Consider the following 15,812-nt stretch of genomic DNA (forward strand, 5'->3'; position numbering starts at 1 on the left):
CTCCGTCCATCTTTCAGGCGCGCTGTCGAGATCGTCTATGACCGACGCTTACGACTGGCACGAAGAAGCGAGCGAATCCGGATTACCGGGCGATGATTTCACTCGTATCGCCGGCATTGGTCCGGTAATCAAACGGCAACTGTACGCGGCAGGCATTCGCACCTTTCAGCAACTTGCAGCCATCGCGCCGGAAGATATCATCCGTCTGGCGAAGGATCTGCCCCTGCTCTCGGTCGAGCGGATCATCCGCCAGGACTGGACCGGTCAGGCGCGCCGGCTGGCCGCGGAACGGTCCAGAGAGAGGGCCGCCAGATACGACCTGCCGGCCGGTGATCGCGGCGTGCGCGTTGAGGTCGTGGCGATCAGCCTCGATGACGTGGCGGACGACCGACGACTGCCGCGCCCGGCACGGCGCTTTCAGGCGCGTCTGTATCTGCGTTTGCGCGGCCCGCGCGCCTTCCCCGTAGCCGCCGAACGGCTCTGGTTTACCACGTTGCTGCTGGCATGGAGCTATGCCACGGGAGCGGCGCGGGTGTTGAGCAGCGGTCGAGCGCGCCTCAGCGCCGACCGGCTGGTTTACAGCCCGGCTCTCACGGGCGCCCTGACCGATGATGACCGCTATCACCTGGCGGGGATAGCGTTTCTCGCCGATGAAGCGGTAGTGGGGCATGCTTCCGGCCCCTATCTGTTCGGACCACGCCCCCCCGCCGCGCGCCGCCTCGCGCCGCCAGACGTGTCGGCGCGAATTCAGAGGATCATCCTCGATGCTCCGTCCGGCGCGCCCTTCCTGGCCGCCGACCACCCCGTCGAGGCGGCAATCCGCTTCCGGGTCGAACCGGCCCCCGCCCGGGGCGCGACGGGCTTTGCCTGCCTGCTGGCGCACGAAGCCTCCACGGGAAGAATGCTGATCCTGGGCGGGGAAGGCCGGGAACTCCAGGCGGGCCGGCGCGACCAGACCATCACGATGACCTTGCGCGCGTCCGGCGCTGCGCGCTACCACTTGATTAGCGCCGTCTTTGTGCCCGAAATGAGCCTGCTCGACGTGGCCGCCGGCCCCGTGATCCGGGTCGCGCGACAGGAACGGTGACCCATGGAGGTCGGGGACGATCCGCGCCAGGAGCACGACCGGCGCCAGGAGCAACCTTCCAACCCTTCCTCACATTCCTATGCTCTGGAGCAGCCGTCCTTGACAGGCCAAACCGCACGCACCCCTTCAGAGCCTGAGGACGACTCGCCAGTCACCAGCGAGGCGCCGAGCACCTGGGAAGAGGAGATCGGCGCCCCCGTGTACGGCGAACTGGCCCCTCCGGGACGTATGCGGCGCGATCTGGAGATCGAGCCGCTCTCGCCGTCCGCCACGCTACTCACCACGTCACAGCCACAGAGGCCGGCTGAAGCCTATCTCCTTGATGCGTGGTACGCAACCTTTGGTCATCCAGGACTGACTGCGCGCCTCCAGCGTCCGGGACTGGCCGAGATGCTCTTCAGCGTGCCCGAGCCGAGTGACCTGCGCGTGGCGATCACCGACACCACGGCCTACCCCTGGCGCTGCGTGTGCGGATTGATTATCACCGCCGCCGACGGCAGCCAGTGGCTGGGCACCGGCTGGCTGGCCGGCCCCTGCCTGGTGGTGACGGCGGGGCATTGTGTGTATATGCCCTTTCGTGGCGGCTGGGTGGTGGAGGTTGAGGTGATCCCCGGCTGGAACGGCAACGCGCGTCCCTTCGAATCGGCAATTGCGCAGAGCTTTCGTAGCGTGCGCGGCTGGGTGCACAAACTTTCGCTCGCCCACAATTATGGCGCGATTGTGCTGCCCGTGGATCGCCGCTACGGGGAGCGCCTCGGCTCGCTCGGCTTCATGCGCCCCGCCTATCGTGATCTGCGCGAGCGCGCGCTCAACCTGGCCGGTTATCCCTGTGACAAGCCGCGCGGCACCCTGTGGTATCAGGCTCGCCGGCTAGAGATGGGCACGGAGCGCACCCTGGAATACCCCATCACCACGGCGGGCGGCGAGAGCGGCGCGCCAATCTGGTTGCTGCGCAATGGCGAGCGGTATGTCATTGGCATGCAGACCGGCGGCGACGCTGCAGGGAGCGCGGCGGTGCGGCTCAACGAGGCCGTGTTTGCCAATCTGAGCCTGTGGAAAAGCGAAAGCTCCTGATACGATCTTGTAAAAAAGGCATTCTCGCGAAGAGTCCTCACGCCATTTCCTGACAACCACGGGCGCGCAGGCATCATCGCCTGGTCGCAGCGCGACGCCGTATACGACCCCTCAAAATCCACATTCCAAAATCAAAAGTCAGGGTCTCAACAACCGCAATAAGCGAAATTTAAGCCTCTCCCGCGGCGCCGTCCGGACACGGCGCGCGCAGCGCCTCATGATTTAGTCCGAAATTATCCTTGCTTTAGACTCGATTAAGCGGGTTTCTCTAAAGTAGCCTCGCTTCCAGGCAGAGGCGCAATTATCTGGAAGCCGGGCAACCAATGGTGGTTGTCTGCGTAGAGGTCACGAAAGGAGCCATGCTATGACGACCGCTATCGAGCAGCCGACGTTCAAGCTCAGCAAGAGGCTGGAAGTGGTCACTGCCGCGGAACTGGGCGCCCGTGGGCCCGAGGTTGCTCTGACGCCTGAGGAGCTGGAGCCGGCCGAGAACTGGCGCCTGAGCCACCAGCCGCGTCTGATCGAGGCAGCCGAAAGATACGTGCGCGGTCTGATCGCCTCCGCGGCGAAGGGCAATGGCAAAGGCGCGGAGGAAATAGGCGGCCCGCGGGTTGGCCCCTACGTGCCCTGGGACGTGGTGGCCTATTCGCCGATTGAACTTGGCGGCGCCGGATTGATCGGTGAACCGAACAAGATCGTTCCGGCGGGAAGCTGGATCGTCGTCTATGCCCTGATGTGGGCCAACCCGGTGTCCGACCCGGTTCACGGCTATAAGGTGCCTGCAAATATGCAGCTTGGCGGGCGGCCCTACCGCGTCACCTGCCATCAACTGAGCAAGACCACCGGGGCGGCGCTGCCGCCGATGAGCTACACCGGCACCTTCCCGGCGGTCGTGCCGGCGTTGAGCTGGTGGCCATTCTATATCAAGACCCCCGCTACGACCACGGCCGAGCTGATCGAGGTCAACATCACCGCCGATATTGAGTTCCCGGCTCAGCCATTCGCCGCCTTCGCCACCTGGCACTACGACGTGGATATGGAATTGCCCTGGTTCTGGGGCTTCCCGCCGCCGGTTCCTCCGCAGTGGCGGCACGGCATGCCGATGCAGTATCTGGTCTTCCCCCAGTAGCCAGCGCCTGACCCGGCGGGGCGCGCGCTTCGCAGCCGCGTCGCTCCGCCGGGGAGGAGCGGGGGATCGCCATAGGGAGGCGGATTCCTCCCTGGTGCGATCCCCTGGCTTATCCATGGCGCAACCTGGAAGGTTGTGTCCACCTTCTTCCAACGGCTCGCAAGCATAGAGAACCACGAGGTGGCTATGGAGCCCGAAACCGCGCACCCGGAGCGATCCCTGTCAACGTGGGATGAACCTGGCGCAATCAAAGGCGGCGTCATCAAGGGGATCGGCAAGCAAACCGCCCAGGCGTTCCACGAGGCCGGCATTCATACCTGGAGCGAACTGGCGCGCCTCGATGCGACCGCGATCGCCGAACGTCTGGGCAGCAGGATCAAGGGGCTGACTCCCGAGCAGATTGAGGAGTGGCGCAACCTGGCCCGCGCCCTGGCCGAGACGGCAGGGTCCGTTCAGATGCCCGACAAGACGCACGTGGTTACGCTGGAGCTGGTGCTGACCGAACGGCGCGGCGTCTTCAGCACCAAAGCGACCTATGCGCCAACCGGCGTCTGGGATCGCTGGGTCGGCTGGAATGCGCGCCGGCTCGAGGCCTTCATCGTCGCCCAGACCGGTTGTCATCTGAGCCTCACGGGCGAAATTGGAACCCTCGTCAGCGACGACGAGCCGGTGGGTGCGCCGCCAGGGCGCGCCCCGGCGCTTGAAACGCCAGCGGCCTCTGAGCCTGCGACGCTATCTTCTGAGCTTCAGGCCCCGGCGGCTCCACCTGCGCCCCCCGCGCCGGAAGTCTCAGCGCCGCCTCAGGAAGCCCTGGCAACTTCGCCCGCGCCGCAGGCGCCCGAGGCGCTGATCCTCGAAGTCGGGCCGCTCACCCTGCAGGCGCTGGATCACCAACGCGGACGGGCGACCCTGTCATTCAGGCTGGGTGGCGCGAACGTCAGGCAGGCGCTCGACAGCGGGGCGCTGGCCGAGATTGAACTGTGCGGCTGCGCGGGCGAACGGGGTGAGGAGCTTCCTCTTGCTTCGACGCGCCACCGGCTTCAGCCCGGACGCCGCGAGTACACCCTGACGCTCGAGTTCGCGCCGTATGCCGTAGGACGGTTCCAGGCGTGCGCGACGGTGCGCGTGCCACAGTTTGCGCTCGCCGGCACGACGACCGGACCAGCCTTCACGGTGGAACCGCCCAACCAGGAGGAACAGTGATGGCAGACCAGACCAGTCCGACCGGGATCATCGGTCGCGAGCAACTCCAAAAGATCAGCACTGATCGGCGACAGGAGAGGAGCGTCTACGAGACCGGCGGAGAGGGCGACGACACGCCGGTCACCAGTTTCGACGAGACTGAGACGGCCATCCAGGGCGGCGCCCCCAGCTACGGCGCCGGTGGCGAACCCGCGCCGATTGGCGCGGGCCGGGTGCTGGAGGACCTGCCAGGCTACCATCTGCCGGGGGCCGTGGAGCGAGCCGAAGCGCGCGCCCTTGGCGGCGCCGCCACGCTGGCGGCGGAGGAGAGCAGACCCGCAGCCCGCTTGCTCGATGCCTGGTTCGCTGATCTGCCCTTACGCTCTAACGCGGAAGTGCTTGGCATGGTCCAGGAAGTACTCATCGGCCCCGATGACCGGGTGCAGGTGACAAGCACGCGGGAGTACCCCTGGCGTTGCATCTGCGCGCTGGAGATCACCGCCGCCGATGGAACGCGCTGGATCGGCACCGGTTTCTTCGTTGGCCCGCGCACCGTGCTTACCGCCGGTCACTGCGTTTACATCCACGGGCGCGGCGGATGGGCGAGAAGCATTCGCCTCGTTCCAGGAGCCAACGGCGCCGAAGCGCCGTTCGGCGCATTGAGCAGCGGCGATCTGCGCAGTGTGCGCGGCTGGACCGAGAAGCGCCTGCGGACCCACGACTATGGCGCGATTATTCTGCCCCGAAGCTACACCGCCGGCGAACAGATCGGCTGGTTCGGCTATGCAAACCTGCCCGATGTGGAACTGAGCCAGGCGATTGTCAATCTGGCGGGTTATCCTGGCGACAAACCCCTCAAGACCCAGTGGTTCCATGGCCGCGAAGTGACCAGGGTTGACCGGCGGACCATCACCTATCTGATAGACACTATGGGCGGCCAGAGCGGTTCGCCGGTGTGGCGCATCAAAGACGGGCAGCGTTACGTGGTGGGCATTCACACCAATGGTGACGCAAGCGGCAACTCGGCCACCCGCGTCTGCGCGCCGGTGGCGGCGAACATCCGGCGCTGGATCGAGGAGGGAGGGTAGGATGATTTCAGATTTTGGATTTTGGATTTTGGATTTTGGATTGCTATGGCTGGCGTCCGGAGGGCAGGTGGCGATGTGCGCATGAAGTCCGTTCAAGGGAACCGGCTTGAGGAGGAGGCAGGCATGGATGTTCAGACCCGGGCGCGGAGCGAAGCGAGCATCGCCGGGCAGGTGCGCACCGCCAGCGGTGCGCCCGTCGCCGACGCGGTGGTGATGATCACCGCTCCCAGCCCGCCCCATCCCGACATCGCGGCGCTGACCGATGCACAGGGACGCTACCGCTTCGACGGGTTGATCGCCGGACGCTACACGCTACAGGTGAACGCGACCGGCTACGCTCCGCGAACCGGCGCGGTGCAGACGCGTCCCGGCGAAACGGTCCGGCTCGATTTCGTGGTGGAGTAGGAGCGGCCACTCGCGCCTCCCTACGAAACCTTGTCGAAGCGAGTGGAACGTCGCGCGTGATCGGCAGGAACGGCTCAGCCTCCGGCCTTTCTGCCAGTCGGAAACGGAAGGGACGACCGCCGGGTCGCCCCTTCTGATTTGTTCGTCGGTTGCAGACGCGACGGATTATCCGCGGGCAGGGGCGGGTTTCTTAAGTTTTATGCATTAGATCCGGCATCTCTTGCCGGCAGCGCCCTGAGCCGGTCAGCGGGCGGGTTTCGCTCCCGCCCTCTGACAGTCTCGGAGTGGAATACCCGCATAAATACGTTATGGAAGCGGCTTTCAACTAAACTTTCGCTATATAAAACCAGACGATGCCAAAACAGGAATACCATTGAAAACGATATTTGATAGTAATACTCTGCCCTTTTCACCACATGGACTATGGGAATATACGACGAACAGGCTATTCAGAACGCGAGATTTATCGAATATCTTTACTCTTACAGCGCATCGCTTACAGCACGTAGCACCTTTACTGCCGACCACGCGGGTCGGACAAGATGGCGAGGCGACCCCGAGGGCATCCAGATACCCGGGCGCGGCGAACCGGGCCTGGCGCGCCACCGGCCCGGTTCGCCCTCGCGATTGTGCGACTAAATGCAGCGATCTAACGTGAGACAGCTATGGCCAGTATCCTCATCGCAGAAGACAACGCCACCATTTTCAAGCTGCTCGACTTTCGGCTTACCCACCTGGGCCACGAGACGATCTGGGCCCGCGATGGCGAGCAGGCCCTGATCGCCATGCGCGAGCGGCATCCCGATCTGGTGCTGCTTGATGTGTTGATGCCGGTCTACGATGGCTTTCAGGTGCTCACGCATGCCAAAGCTGATCCGGAACTCAAAGATATTCCCGTGATTATGTTAACGGCCCTCGGACAGGAGAACCACGTTGTCAAGGGGATGCGGCACGGGGCCGACGATTATGTGATTAAGCCGTTCAGTTTTCCGGAGGTCATCGCGCGCATAGAGGCGGCGCTCAGCCGGCGCGAGGCGCGGGTGACTACGATGTGAGGGCCGCGTGTCAGTGTCCACCACACTGGTTCTCAGCATTATCCTTGTCTGCGGCGGCCTGATTACGGTCCTGGTCGGCGTTCTTATCCTGAGACGCCTGGCGTTGAGAGCGGCTCGCGCCTACAACCACCGGCGGGAGGCCTTCTTTGAAGATTTGATTTTCCATGCCATCCTGGATCCACAGCATGCCGAGCGCCTGCGCGAGATTGCGCGCCGGGTGTACGCGCGCCGGTGGGGCGGCGCGCCCGGCCTGCGCCCCTTTGACGTCCGGGCGCTTGAACGCAGCCTGCTGCGAGTCGCCCGAGAGCTGCGCGGGTCAGAGCGGCAGATGCTTACGGATATTTTCGAGGAGACCGGCGGCCTGGCGCGCGGGCTGCGGCAACTGCGCTCCCCCGGCTGCTGCCGACGACTCGCCGCGGTGCAGAAGCTGCGGATCATGCGCAGCCGTCAGGCAGTGCCGGAGTTGATCGCCGCGCTCAACGACCGCAGCCGGATCGTGCGCCATGCGGCCCTGCGCGCCCTGGGGGAGATTGGCGATGAGCGCGCCTACCCCTTCCTGCTGCAAGCCCTGGAGACGCCGGCCCGCTGGTCGCCCCTCCGGGCCGCCGACAGCGTGCTGGCTGCGGGTGCGGCAATTGCGCCGCTGCTGATCGAGCGATTTGCCGCCGTGCGCGAGCCGCAGATCCGGGCGGTCTACGTGCGTCTGTTTGGCCTGCTGCGCGATCCGGCGGCAATGCCTCTCCTGCTCCCCCTGCTCGACGCTCCCGAACTCCCCCTCTGCATTGCCGCTATTCAAGCCCTGAGCGCCATTGGCGACGCCGAGGCGGCCAGCCGTGTGCGCATGATGCTCAGTGATCCGCGCTGGGAAATTCGTGCCGCAGCGGCAACTGCGCTGGGCGCGCTTATGGATCTGGAGAGCGCGCCGATGCTTGAGCGCCTGCTTGATGATCCGGTATACTTAGTGGGCTACAGCGCTGCGCAGAGCCTGATCACGCTGCGCGGCAAGGGCCGGGCGATGCTCCAGGAGGCGCCTGAAGCCAGCGAAACCTGCATCGTCCCTCTTGCCCTCCAGGCGCTTGGCGAACTTGCGTATGGTCTTGTATAGCCCGGCCCGGCTCGTATGCAGGCGCATGATCCGGGCGCGCTCGCGCTCCTGGTCGCTAACACGCTTATTCTCGGCTACTTCCTCCTGCTGCAAGGGAGCTACCTGATCCTGCTGCTGATCTCCTCGATGGCGATACTGCGCTATCGCCACATTGTGGCCGACGAACACTGGCGCAGCATCATCCAGTCGCCCCTCACCCTGCCCATCTCGCTCATTGCCCCCGCTTACAATGAAGAGCGGACGATCATCGAGAGCGTGCGCTCATTGCTATCGCTGGAGTATCCCGAATACGAAGTGATCGTGGTGAACGACGGTTCGCGCGACAGCACCCTCGCGACCCTGATCGAGCACTTCCAGTTACAACCGATACCTGCCCGCATCGAGTATGCCATTCCCTGCCAGCCAATCCGGCATGTCTATCGCTCGGCCAGATATCCGCGCCTTGTCGTGGTTGACAAGGAGAATGGCGGCAAGGCCGACGCGCTGAATGCCGGCATCATTATGGCCTCTCATCCGCTCTTCTGCGCCATGGACGCCGACTCATTGCTTGAAGGCAATGCTCTGTTGCGCATTACCCGGCCCTTCCTCGAACACCCGGAAACGGTCGCCGTGGGCGGGATTGTACGCATCGCCAACGGCTGTCAGGTCGAGCAGGGGAAGGTGAAAGCGGTCGGCCTGTCTCGCAATCCACTGGTCATCTTTCAACATGTGGAGTACCTGCGCGCCTTTCTCTTCGGGCGCGTCGGCTGGAGCGCCCTCGGCGCGCTGCTGATTATCTCCGGGGCCTTTGGCGTCTTCAAACGCCAGGCCGTGCTCGATGCTGGCGGCTACCGCCACGACACGGTGGGCGAAGATTTTGAACTGGTGGTCCGTATGCACCGGCGCCTGCGCGAGCAGAAGCGCGCCTACCGGATCGTGTTTCTCCCTGACCCCGTCTGCTGGACCGAGGCGCCAGAGACGCTGCGCGTGCTGGGCCGGCAGCGCAACCGCTGGCAGCGCGGGCTGATTGACACCCTCAAGATCCATCGGCGCATGACGTTGAACCCGCGCTACGGGCGAATCGGCATGGTAGCGATGCCATATTTTGTTATTATCGAACTGATCGGCCCGGTAATAGAAATGTTTGGCTATCTCTTTGTCACAATGGCCTTTCTCCTGAAGCTGATTAATCTGCCTTTCTTTTTGCTCTTTCTGACCCTTGCCATTCTTCTGGGGGCGCTTCTATCAGTCGCCTCGGTGACGCTCGATGAGATCGCTTACCATCGTTTTCCCCGGCTCAGCCAGTTGCTCATCCTCGTCGCCTTCGCCCTGCTCGAACAATTCGGCTACCGGCAGCTTACCGTCTGGTGGCGGATCAGAGCCTTCGTAGATTACTGGCGCGGCAACAAAAGTTGGGGAACAATGGAGCGTAAGGGGTTCGCCCGGCCACGGGCGTAGTTGTCTGCGCGGATGACCGCTTCCAGAAACTCTTTGCCTGGTCATATGGAGGGGCGTGGGGAAAGCGGAGTTCCCACGCCCCTGCTGACGTAGCGCAACCTTCGAGGTGATACGCGGGGTGGTCGGAGGAACTGTTCCCTTCCGGACTGTCAGCGAATAACAGGGAGCGTCTTAACGATGAAGATCCGTGAACAAACAGCGGACCGGCTGGTCCTCAGCGGGACGCCATCCTTGCTCTTTGTCGGCTGTTTTTTCATCGCGATGATACCGCTGGGCATCGTAGCGGTGCGCGGGGCCTGGAGCGCCATTTATAACACCTCCGGCGACTTCAGCCCGAGTCAATTGACATACCAGCTTTCGATCTTCGTCATCGTTGTTCTCACGACCCTCGCCGTTGGCGCGATGGGCTTTGGGATTCTCGTATCCCAACCCTCCCGCGTTACGGTAACCTTCAACCGTTCCGATAACCTCCTGACGGTTGCCAGACGCTATCTGTTCAGGGGACAGGAAGAACGGCGCCTCCCGCTCGACAGGGTGGTGGAGGTGGACCTCCACAAAGAGGAGTCGGCGTATCGGGTGCGCCTGCGCCTGGATGATCGCACCCATCTTGCGCCTTTTGAAAGTTATTCGACCAGAGACGCGGCTGAGGAGCTCGCCTCGGTAATCAGCCAGTTTCTGGATGTGCCGATCTTTGAGGATCGGGAGACTGGAGACCTTGTAGGGCCATAATTATGATTTCGGATGGTGGATTTCGGATTGCCGCAGATGGCGTCCAATCAGGCGTGGCGATGATGCACACGCGTGGTGTTCAACAGGAACTGGTATACGACCAGTGAGAGCTTCCAGGTCTGCGGGGCAAGCCTGAGACTCCAGATTCAGCATGGCGGACGGCCTGGTAGTCTGTGCATTAAGTTTTCCGGTATTTCGCTCGCCCTGTATTTCCTGGCCTTTCCGCCACTCTCCCGGCCTCCTCCCGTTGGGGGGAGGAGCCGGACTCCCTCCCCCAGCGGGGGAGGGGTGGGGAGGGGGCGGAGTTGCCGAAAAACTTCGTTCACAGACTACTTAGTGGTCTGTGCACGAAGTTTCCTGGCCTTTCCGCCACTCTCGCGGCCTTCCCTCTCAGGTGTAGGGTTTTTCGAGCGAGAAGCGGTTTTCGACATTCCCATGCGCTTACGATCCTCACCCCCCCGCCCCCCTCTCCCGCGAGCGGGAGAGGGGGGCGCTGGGCGTCCCAACGCCCCGGATGGCGAATGCGACGCGAGCATGCGCCGGAAAACCCTACACCTGAGAAGAGAGGCGGGGAGGAGGGGCGGCTAAGCCGCCCGATACGGTCATTTCCGAACAAAAAAACCTGGAATCTGGAGACTCCCTCGAAGGCTTGGCCTCAGCCCTGAGCCCTGAGCGTCTTCAGAGGTTTCGACAGGGTATACATGGTATGATGGATTCATGCGAAACACTGAGGGTTGCGCAGGGCCGATGCCAGATCTGTGAGGCAAGTCCTGGACTCCACCGTGGGAGGCAGAGTCGCGCCAGCCCCGAGGGGTTGAGGAAACCTGGTTTTCTTACTTATAAACATAAGGACACCATGCAGGCATTCAAAACACTGATCGGTTTCGCTCGACCGCATACGGTCATTGCGACAACCGTTCAGGTAATAACCATTTTTCTAATTGTGGCGGGGTGGACGACCGCGCCAGGGGCGTTGATGGCGATTGCGGTAACGCTGGCGGCCTGTCTGGCGCTGAACCTGTATGTGGTGGGCCTGAACCAGCTTACCGACGTGGCGATTGATCGAGTGAACAAGCCCTGGCTGCCGGTGGCGGCGGGGGTGTTGACGCACGAAGAGGGCCGGCTGCTAACCTTCGGCGCGGCAGGGATCAGTCTGCTGCTGGCATGGTTGAGCGGGCCGTTTCTGCTGCTGACGGTGGCGCTGATCATGCTCATCGGCAGCGCCTACTCCTTGCCGCCCTTGCGCCTCAAGCGCTTCCCGGTGGCTGCCGCGTTGAGCATCGCCATCGCGCGGGGCGTCATCGCTAACCTGGGGCTGGCCCTGCACTACCAGCAACTCTTCCGGAGCGGCATGCCGCTGGCGACGCTGGCCATGCTGGGGCTGTTCTTCTTCGGCTTCGGCCTGGTCATTGCAATCTACAAGGACATCCCCGACAGCGAGGGCGACCGTCTCTATCAGATCGAGACTTTCACCACGCGGCTGGGTCCGCGCCGCGCCTTGAACCTGGGGCGAGCGGTGCTGACGGCCTGCTACGCCCTGCCGATCGGGCTGGCGCTGGCGGGACTGCCGCGGAGTGATGCGCTGTTCCTGTTAGTGACCCATGCAGCGTTGATCATTCTCTTCTGGGTGATGAGCATGCGCGTGGATCTGCAACAGCGCCGCTCGGTGGCCTCGTTTTATATGTTTCTCTGGGGCATGTTCTATCTGGAGTTCGGGGTTCTCAGCATGTATGAATTAACCCGGACAAGCATATGAGCACTGGCGGTTTGCTGGCGCGCGCAGCCGACTTCGCGGCCCTGGGGCGGCCGCTGCACCTGATCGGCGGGGCAATCTTCTACGGGCTGGGGGTGGCCGTCGCCGGCTACGTCGGGGCGCCGTTCAACGGGCGCGCGGCGCTCCTGGGATTGCTGACCGTGGCCGCAGCCCAGTTGATGAACCACTACTGCAACGACTACTTCGATCTCGAGGCCGACCGGGCCAATCCCACGCCCACGAAGTGGTCGGGAGGGAGCCGGGTGCTGGCGGAGGACCGGCTGCCGGCGCAGACGGCGCTGGCGGCAGCGCTGAGCTTCGGAGCGCTGGCCCTGGGCCTGGCTTCGCTGACGGCCCTGGACTCCCCGGCCCCGGCGACCACGCTGGCCCTGCTCGTGGCGGCCATCGGGCTGGCCTGGGTCTACAGCGGGCCGCCGTTGTTCCTGCACCGGCGCTCGCTGGGGGAGGTGACGGGCGCGATCATTGTGCCGGGATTGACGGCGCTGGTGGGCCACCAGGCGCAGACGGGAACGATTGGCGGCCCGGTGCTGCTGGCCATTGTACCGCTCTGCCTGTTGCAATTCGCCATGCTGGTGGCAGTCAACGTGCCCGACGCGGCGGGCGACGCGGCAGTGGGCAAGCGCACCCTGGTGGTGCAGTTCGGGATGGAGCGCTCGGCGCAACTCTACCTGGCGGCGCTGGGGCTGGCCTACGGCAGCCTGCCGGCGCTGGTCATGGCGGGGCTGCCCTGGCTGACGGCGCTGGCGCCCATGGCCACCCTGCCTATCGCCGCCTGGCTGGCCTACCGGGTGCTGCGGGGCGCCTGGCGCGACCCGGCGGCCTGGGACAGCCTGGGATTCTGGAGCATCGGGCAACTGGTGGGCAGCGCGGGCATGATGGCGCTGGCGTTTGCGCTGCTGGCAGGTCGGTAATCGCTCGCTTCGCCAGGCGCACCTTCCCCCTTCTCAGGCGGAGGGTTTTTCGAGCGAGAAGCGGTTTTCGGCATTCCACTGCGCTTGCGATCCTCACCCCCCCGCCCCCCTCTCCCGCGAGCGGGAGAGGGGGAAGTTGGGCGTCCCGATGCCCCGGATGGCGCATGTGACGCGAGCATGCGCCGGAAAACCCTACACCTGAGAACACCTTCCCCCCCATTGCTGGGAAGCGATCAGTTCCTTCTCCGGGCAGGGGTGCGGAGCAAGCCGGTTTCCCCGTATCCTCAGTGAAGAATCCGCGATAGGAAGAGCTTTGTGCGCTCGTGCTGGGGATTGGTGAAAATCGCCTCCGGCGGCCCCTGTTCAATGATCCGGCCCTGATCCATAAAAACCACTCGATGGGCGGCGTTGCGGGCAAAGCCCATTTCGTGCGACACCACTACCATGGTCATGCCCTCGGCGGCCAGGGCCAGCATCACGTCAAGCACCTCTTTGATCATCTCCGGGTCGAGGGCCGAGGTGGGCTCGTCGAAGAGCATGATCTTGGGCTGCATGGCCAGGGAGCGGGCGATCGCCACGCGCTGCTGCTGGCCGCCTGAGAGCTGGCCGGGGTGCTTGTGGGCCTGCTCGGGAATACCCACCTTCTCAAGCAAGCGCCAGGCGATCTCCTCGCTCTCGCGCCGGGAGCGCCGGCGCACCTTCTGCTGCGCCAGGCAGATGTTCTCCAACACCGTCAGGTGCGGAAACAACTCAAATCGCTGGAAGACCATGCCCACTTCGGCGCGCACGGCATTGATATGAGCCTCGTTGTTGTTCACGGTAATGCCGTCAACGACGATCCGCCCCGTGTCGGGCACTTCCAGATGGTTGATGCAGCGCAGCAGAGTTGATTTGCCCGAGCCTGAGGGACCGATGATCATCAATACCTCGCCGGCGCCCACGCTCAGGTTCACCCGATCCAGAGCGCGAAAGGAACCAAAGTATTTGCTTACATTCTCAATCAAAATCATTGGTTGATTGGTCGATCGACTCATCGAACTACCCCCCGGGGCGCAAGCGGCGCTGGAGGAGTTGCAACAGGAGCGACAGCACCAGCGTCAGGGAGAGATAAAACAGGGTCAGAATAAAATAGGTCTCTTCATAGCGAAAACTGGTGCTCACCGAGAGTCGCGCCACCTGGGTCATCTCACGGACGCCGAGAACCGAGACCAGCGAGGAATCTTTAAGCATGGCAATGAGGTCGTTGCCAAGGGCAGGGAGCACGTTGCGCACGGCCTGAGGCAGAATGACGTAGCGCATGGCCTGCACATGCGACATGCCCAGCGAGCGGGCCGCCTCCATCTGGCCACGGCCGATCGACTCGATCCCGGCGCGAAAGATCTCGGCGATATAGGCCCCATAGATCAGCACCAGGGCGATGATCGCCCGTGTGGTGAGGGATACGGCGTTGTTCGGCAGGCCAAAGGTGCGCGCCACCATCGGCACCACGGCAAAGGAGATGGTGAAGATCAGCACCAGCATGGGCACGCCGCGGATGAATTCGATGTAGGTAATGGCCAGATTGCGCAGCACCGGGTTCTTCGCCACCCGCCCCAGGCCGAGAACGAGGCCCAGCACCAGCGACAGGCCGAAGGATACCACCGTGACGTAGAGCGTCAGCCCTAATCCCTGTACAATGGTAACGAAAATATCGCGGTAAATTGGATCAAAGATGATCCGCATCGCCATGATAGCGATGATCGTCAGAATGATCACCAGCCACCATGGAAACTGGGCCAGACCGGTGCGCCATGTTACAGTTGGTCTCGAGGGAATAATCTGATCGTGTTCTATCGCCATCGGCGCGGGGTCCTTCCATTGGTGGACGCGGATTAGCCGGGTGGCCTGTATGGCGCAACCCTCCGGGTTGCGCCACCCCAACCGGCCATCAGCGGTTAGCTTCCCGGCAGCTTGAACTCCGCGCTGAAATATTTCTTTGCCAGTTCATCGAGCTTGCCGCTGCGCCGCATCTCCGCCAGGGCCAGGTTGACCGGCTCAACCAGATCGCTGCCCTTGGGGAAGATGAAGCCTAACTGGTCGCTGGAAAGCGGCTCGCCGACCAGTTTGACCTTTTCGGCGTTGGTTCCGACGTAACCCTGGCCCGCAGTTTCGTCAATGATCACGCCATCCACATCGCCGTTGATCAGCGCGGCCACAGCGAAGGGGAACTGCTCGAAGGCCTGAATGCGCGACTCGGGCAGCAGGCGCGCGGCGGTCTCGTAGTTCGTCGTTCCGGTCTGCGTGCCGAGGCGCAGGCTCTCGTTGGCGATGAACTCGTCCATATTGCTGAAGCGCGTCTCATCAACGCGGGCCATGAGGCGCTGGGCCACCTGGATGTAGCCGTCGGAGAAGTCAACCTGCCTGGCGCGCTCCTCAGTGATGGTGATGCCGTCGGCGGCGGCGTCGAACTGCCCGTTGGCCACGGCCTGGATCATGCCCTCCCAGGAAGCCTCCTGGAACACGGGCACACAGTTAAGCAGGCGACAGATCTCGTTCCAGGCATCGTAGTCCCAACCCTCGCCCTTGCCGGTGGCGGGGTTGATGTAATTGAACGGCGGATAGGCGTTCTCGACAGCGATGGTCACTCGACGCCCGCCCAGGTCGGGCAGTTGGCCGGCGGCGGCGGTTGGCTGGGCCGCGCTGCCGCTGGCGGGGACATTTGTTGGCGGGGGCGAAACGGCCGGGCCGCCGCCGCAGGCCGCGAGGACAATGAGCGCCAGGCTCGCCAGGGCCAGAAGCACGATACGTCGCATTCCATACGCTCCTTGCTCTACCGCGCCGCGCGGATTGACGCGGC

At 63.7% G+C, this 15,812-nt stretch carries 15 protein-coding genes; 12 read left to right on the top strand and 3 right to left on the bottom strand.

Going from position 1 to position 15,812, the window contains the following annotated elements:
* Positions 1 to 37: 37 nt before the first annotated feature.
* From NZU74_09565 to NZU74_09620, 12 genes are all read left to right on the top strand, one after another.
* Positions 38 to 1,087: a hypothetical protein gene (locus NZU74_09565; protein ID MCS6881569.1), complete on the top strand. Its 1,050-nt coding sequence runs from the start codon at positions 38 to 40 to the stop codon at positions 1,085 to 1,087.
* A 3-nt stretch (positions 1,088 to 1,090) separates the two neighbouring features.
* On the top strand, positions 1,091 to 2,161 hold the full coding sequence (locus NZU74_09570; protein MCS6881570.1) for a hypothetical protein: 1,071 nt from the start codon (positions 1,091 to 1,093) through the stop codon (positions 2,159 to 2,161).
* Positions 2,162 to 2,525: 364 nt separating this feature from the next.
* Positions 2,526 to 3,290 (top strand): hypothetical protein, encoded by a 765-nt coding sequence (locus NZU74_09575; GenBank protein ID MCS6881571.1) that lies wholly within the window; start codon positions 2,526 to 2,528, stop codon positions 3,288 to 3,290.
* 186 nt (positions 3,291 to 3,476) lie between these two features.
* Complete coding sequence (locus NZU74_09580) at positions 3,477 to 4,493, top strand: helix-hairpin-helix domain-containing protein (protein MCS6881572.1); 1,017 nt, start codon at positions 3,477 to 3,479, stop codon at positions 4,491 to 4,493.
* A complete protein-coding gene (locus NZU74_09585) occupies positions 4,493 to 5,560 on the top strand; it encodes a serine protease (GenBank protein ID MCS6881573.1) in 1,068 nt (355 codons plus the stop codon). Before NZU74_09580 ends, NZU74_09585 begins: the two co-directional genes overlap by 1 nt.
* Positions 5,561 to 5,683: 123 nt before the next feature.
* Entirely contained in the window at positions 5,684 to 5,965 is a 282-nt protein-coding gene (locus tag NZU74_09590) for a carboxypeptidase-like regulatory domain-containing protein (GenBank protein ID MCS6881574.1), read from the top strand.
* A gap of 665 nt (positions 5,966 to 6,630) precedes the next feature.
* Positions 6,631 to 7,020: a response regulator gene (locus NZU74_09595; protein MCS6881575.1), complete on the top strand. Its 390-nt coding sequence runs from the start codon at positions 6,631 to 6,633 to the stop codon at positions 7,018 to 7,020.
* Positions 7,021 to 7,033: 13 nt separating this feature from the next.
* Complete coding sequence (locus tag NZU74_09600; protein MCS6881576.1) at positions 7,034 to 8,125, top strand: HEAT repeat domain-containing protein; 1,092 nt, start codon at positions 7,034 to 7,036, stop codon at positions 8,123 to 8,125.
* A 15-nt stretch (positions 8,126 to 8,140) separates the two neighbouring features.
* Complete coding sequence (locus NZU74_09605) at positions 8,141 to 9,562, top strand: glycosyltransferase family 2 protein (GenBank protein ID MCS6881577.1); 1,422 nt, start codon at positions 8,141 to 8,143, stop codon at positions 9,560 to 9,562.
* A 177-nt stretch (positions 9,563 to 9,739) separates the two neighbouring features.
* A complete protein-coding gene (locus tag NZU74_09610; protein MCS6881578.1) occupies positions 9,740 to 10,291 on the top strand; it encodes a DUF4564 domain-containing protein in 552 nt (183 codons plus the stop codon).
* An 856-nt stretch (positions 10,292 to 11,147) separates the two neighbouring features.
* Positions 11,148 to 12,047 (top strand): homogentisate phytyltransferase, encoded by a 900-nt coding sequence (locus tag NZU74_09615; GenBank protein ID MCS6881579.1) that lies wholly within the window; start codon positions 11,148 to 11,150, stop codon positions 12,045 to 12,047.
* Entirely contained in the window at positions 12,044 to 12,976 is a 933-nt protein-coding gene (locus tag NZU74_09620) for a prenyltransferase (protein MCS6881580.1), read from the top strand. The genes NZU74_09615 and NZU74_09620 overlap by 4 nt, the downstream gene beginning before the upstream one ends.
* 284 nt (positions 12,977 to 13,260) lie before the next feature.
* Here the strand turns inward: NZU74_09620 and NZU74_09625 are convergent, their stop codons facing one another.
* The 3 genes from NZU74_09625 to NZU74_09635 form a co-directional block, all read right to left on the bottom strand.
* On the bottom strand, positions 13,261 to 13,986 hold the full coding sequence (locus tag NZU74_09625) for an amino acid ABC transporter ATP-binding protein (protein ID MCS6881581.1): 726 nt from the start codon (positions 13,984 to 13,986) through the stop codon (positions 13,261 to 13,263).
* A gap of 28 nt (positions 13,987 to 14,014) precedes the next feature.
* The gene (locus tag NZU74_09630; protein MCS6881582.1) at positions 14,015 to 14,815 is read right to left on the bottom strand and encodes an amino acid ABC transporter permease; all 801 of its coding nucleotides are present in this window, start codon (positions 14,813 to 14,815) and stop codon (positions 14,015 to 14,017) included.
* A gap of 95 nt (positions 14,816 to 14,910) precedes the next feature.
* Positions 14,911 to 15,768: a transporter substrate-binding domain-containing protein gene (locus tag NZU74_09635; GenBank protein MCS6881583.1), complete on the bottom strand. Its 858-nt coding sequence runs from the start codon at positions 15,766 to 15,768 to the stop codon at positions 14,911 to 14,913.
* Between the last annotated feature and the right edge of the window lie 44 nt (positions 15,769 to 15,812).

It is taken from the genome of Chloroflexaceae bacterium, assembly GCA_025057155.1.
In the GTDB taxonomy this organism is placed as follows: domain Bacteria; phylum Chloroflexota; class Chloroflexia; order Chloroflexales; family Chloroflexaceae; genus JACAEO01.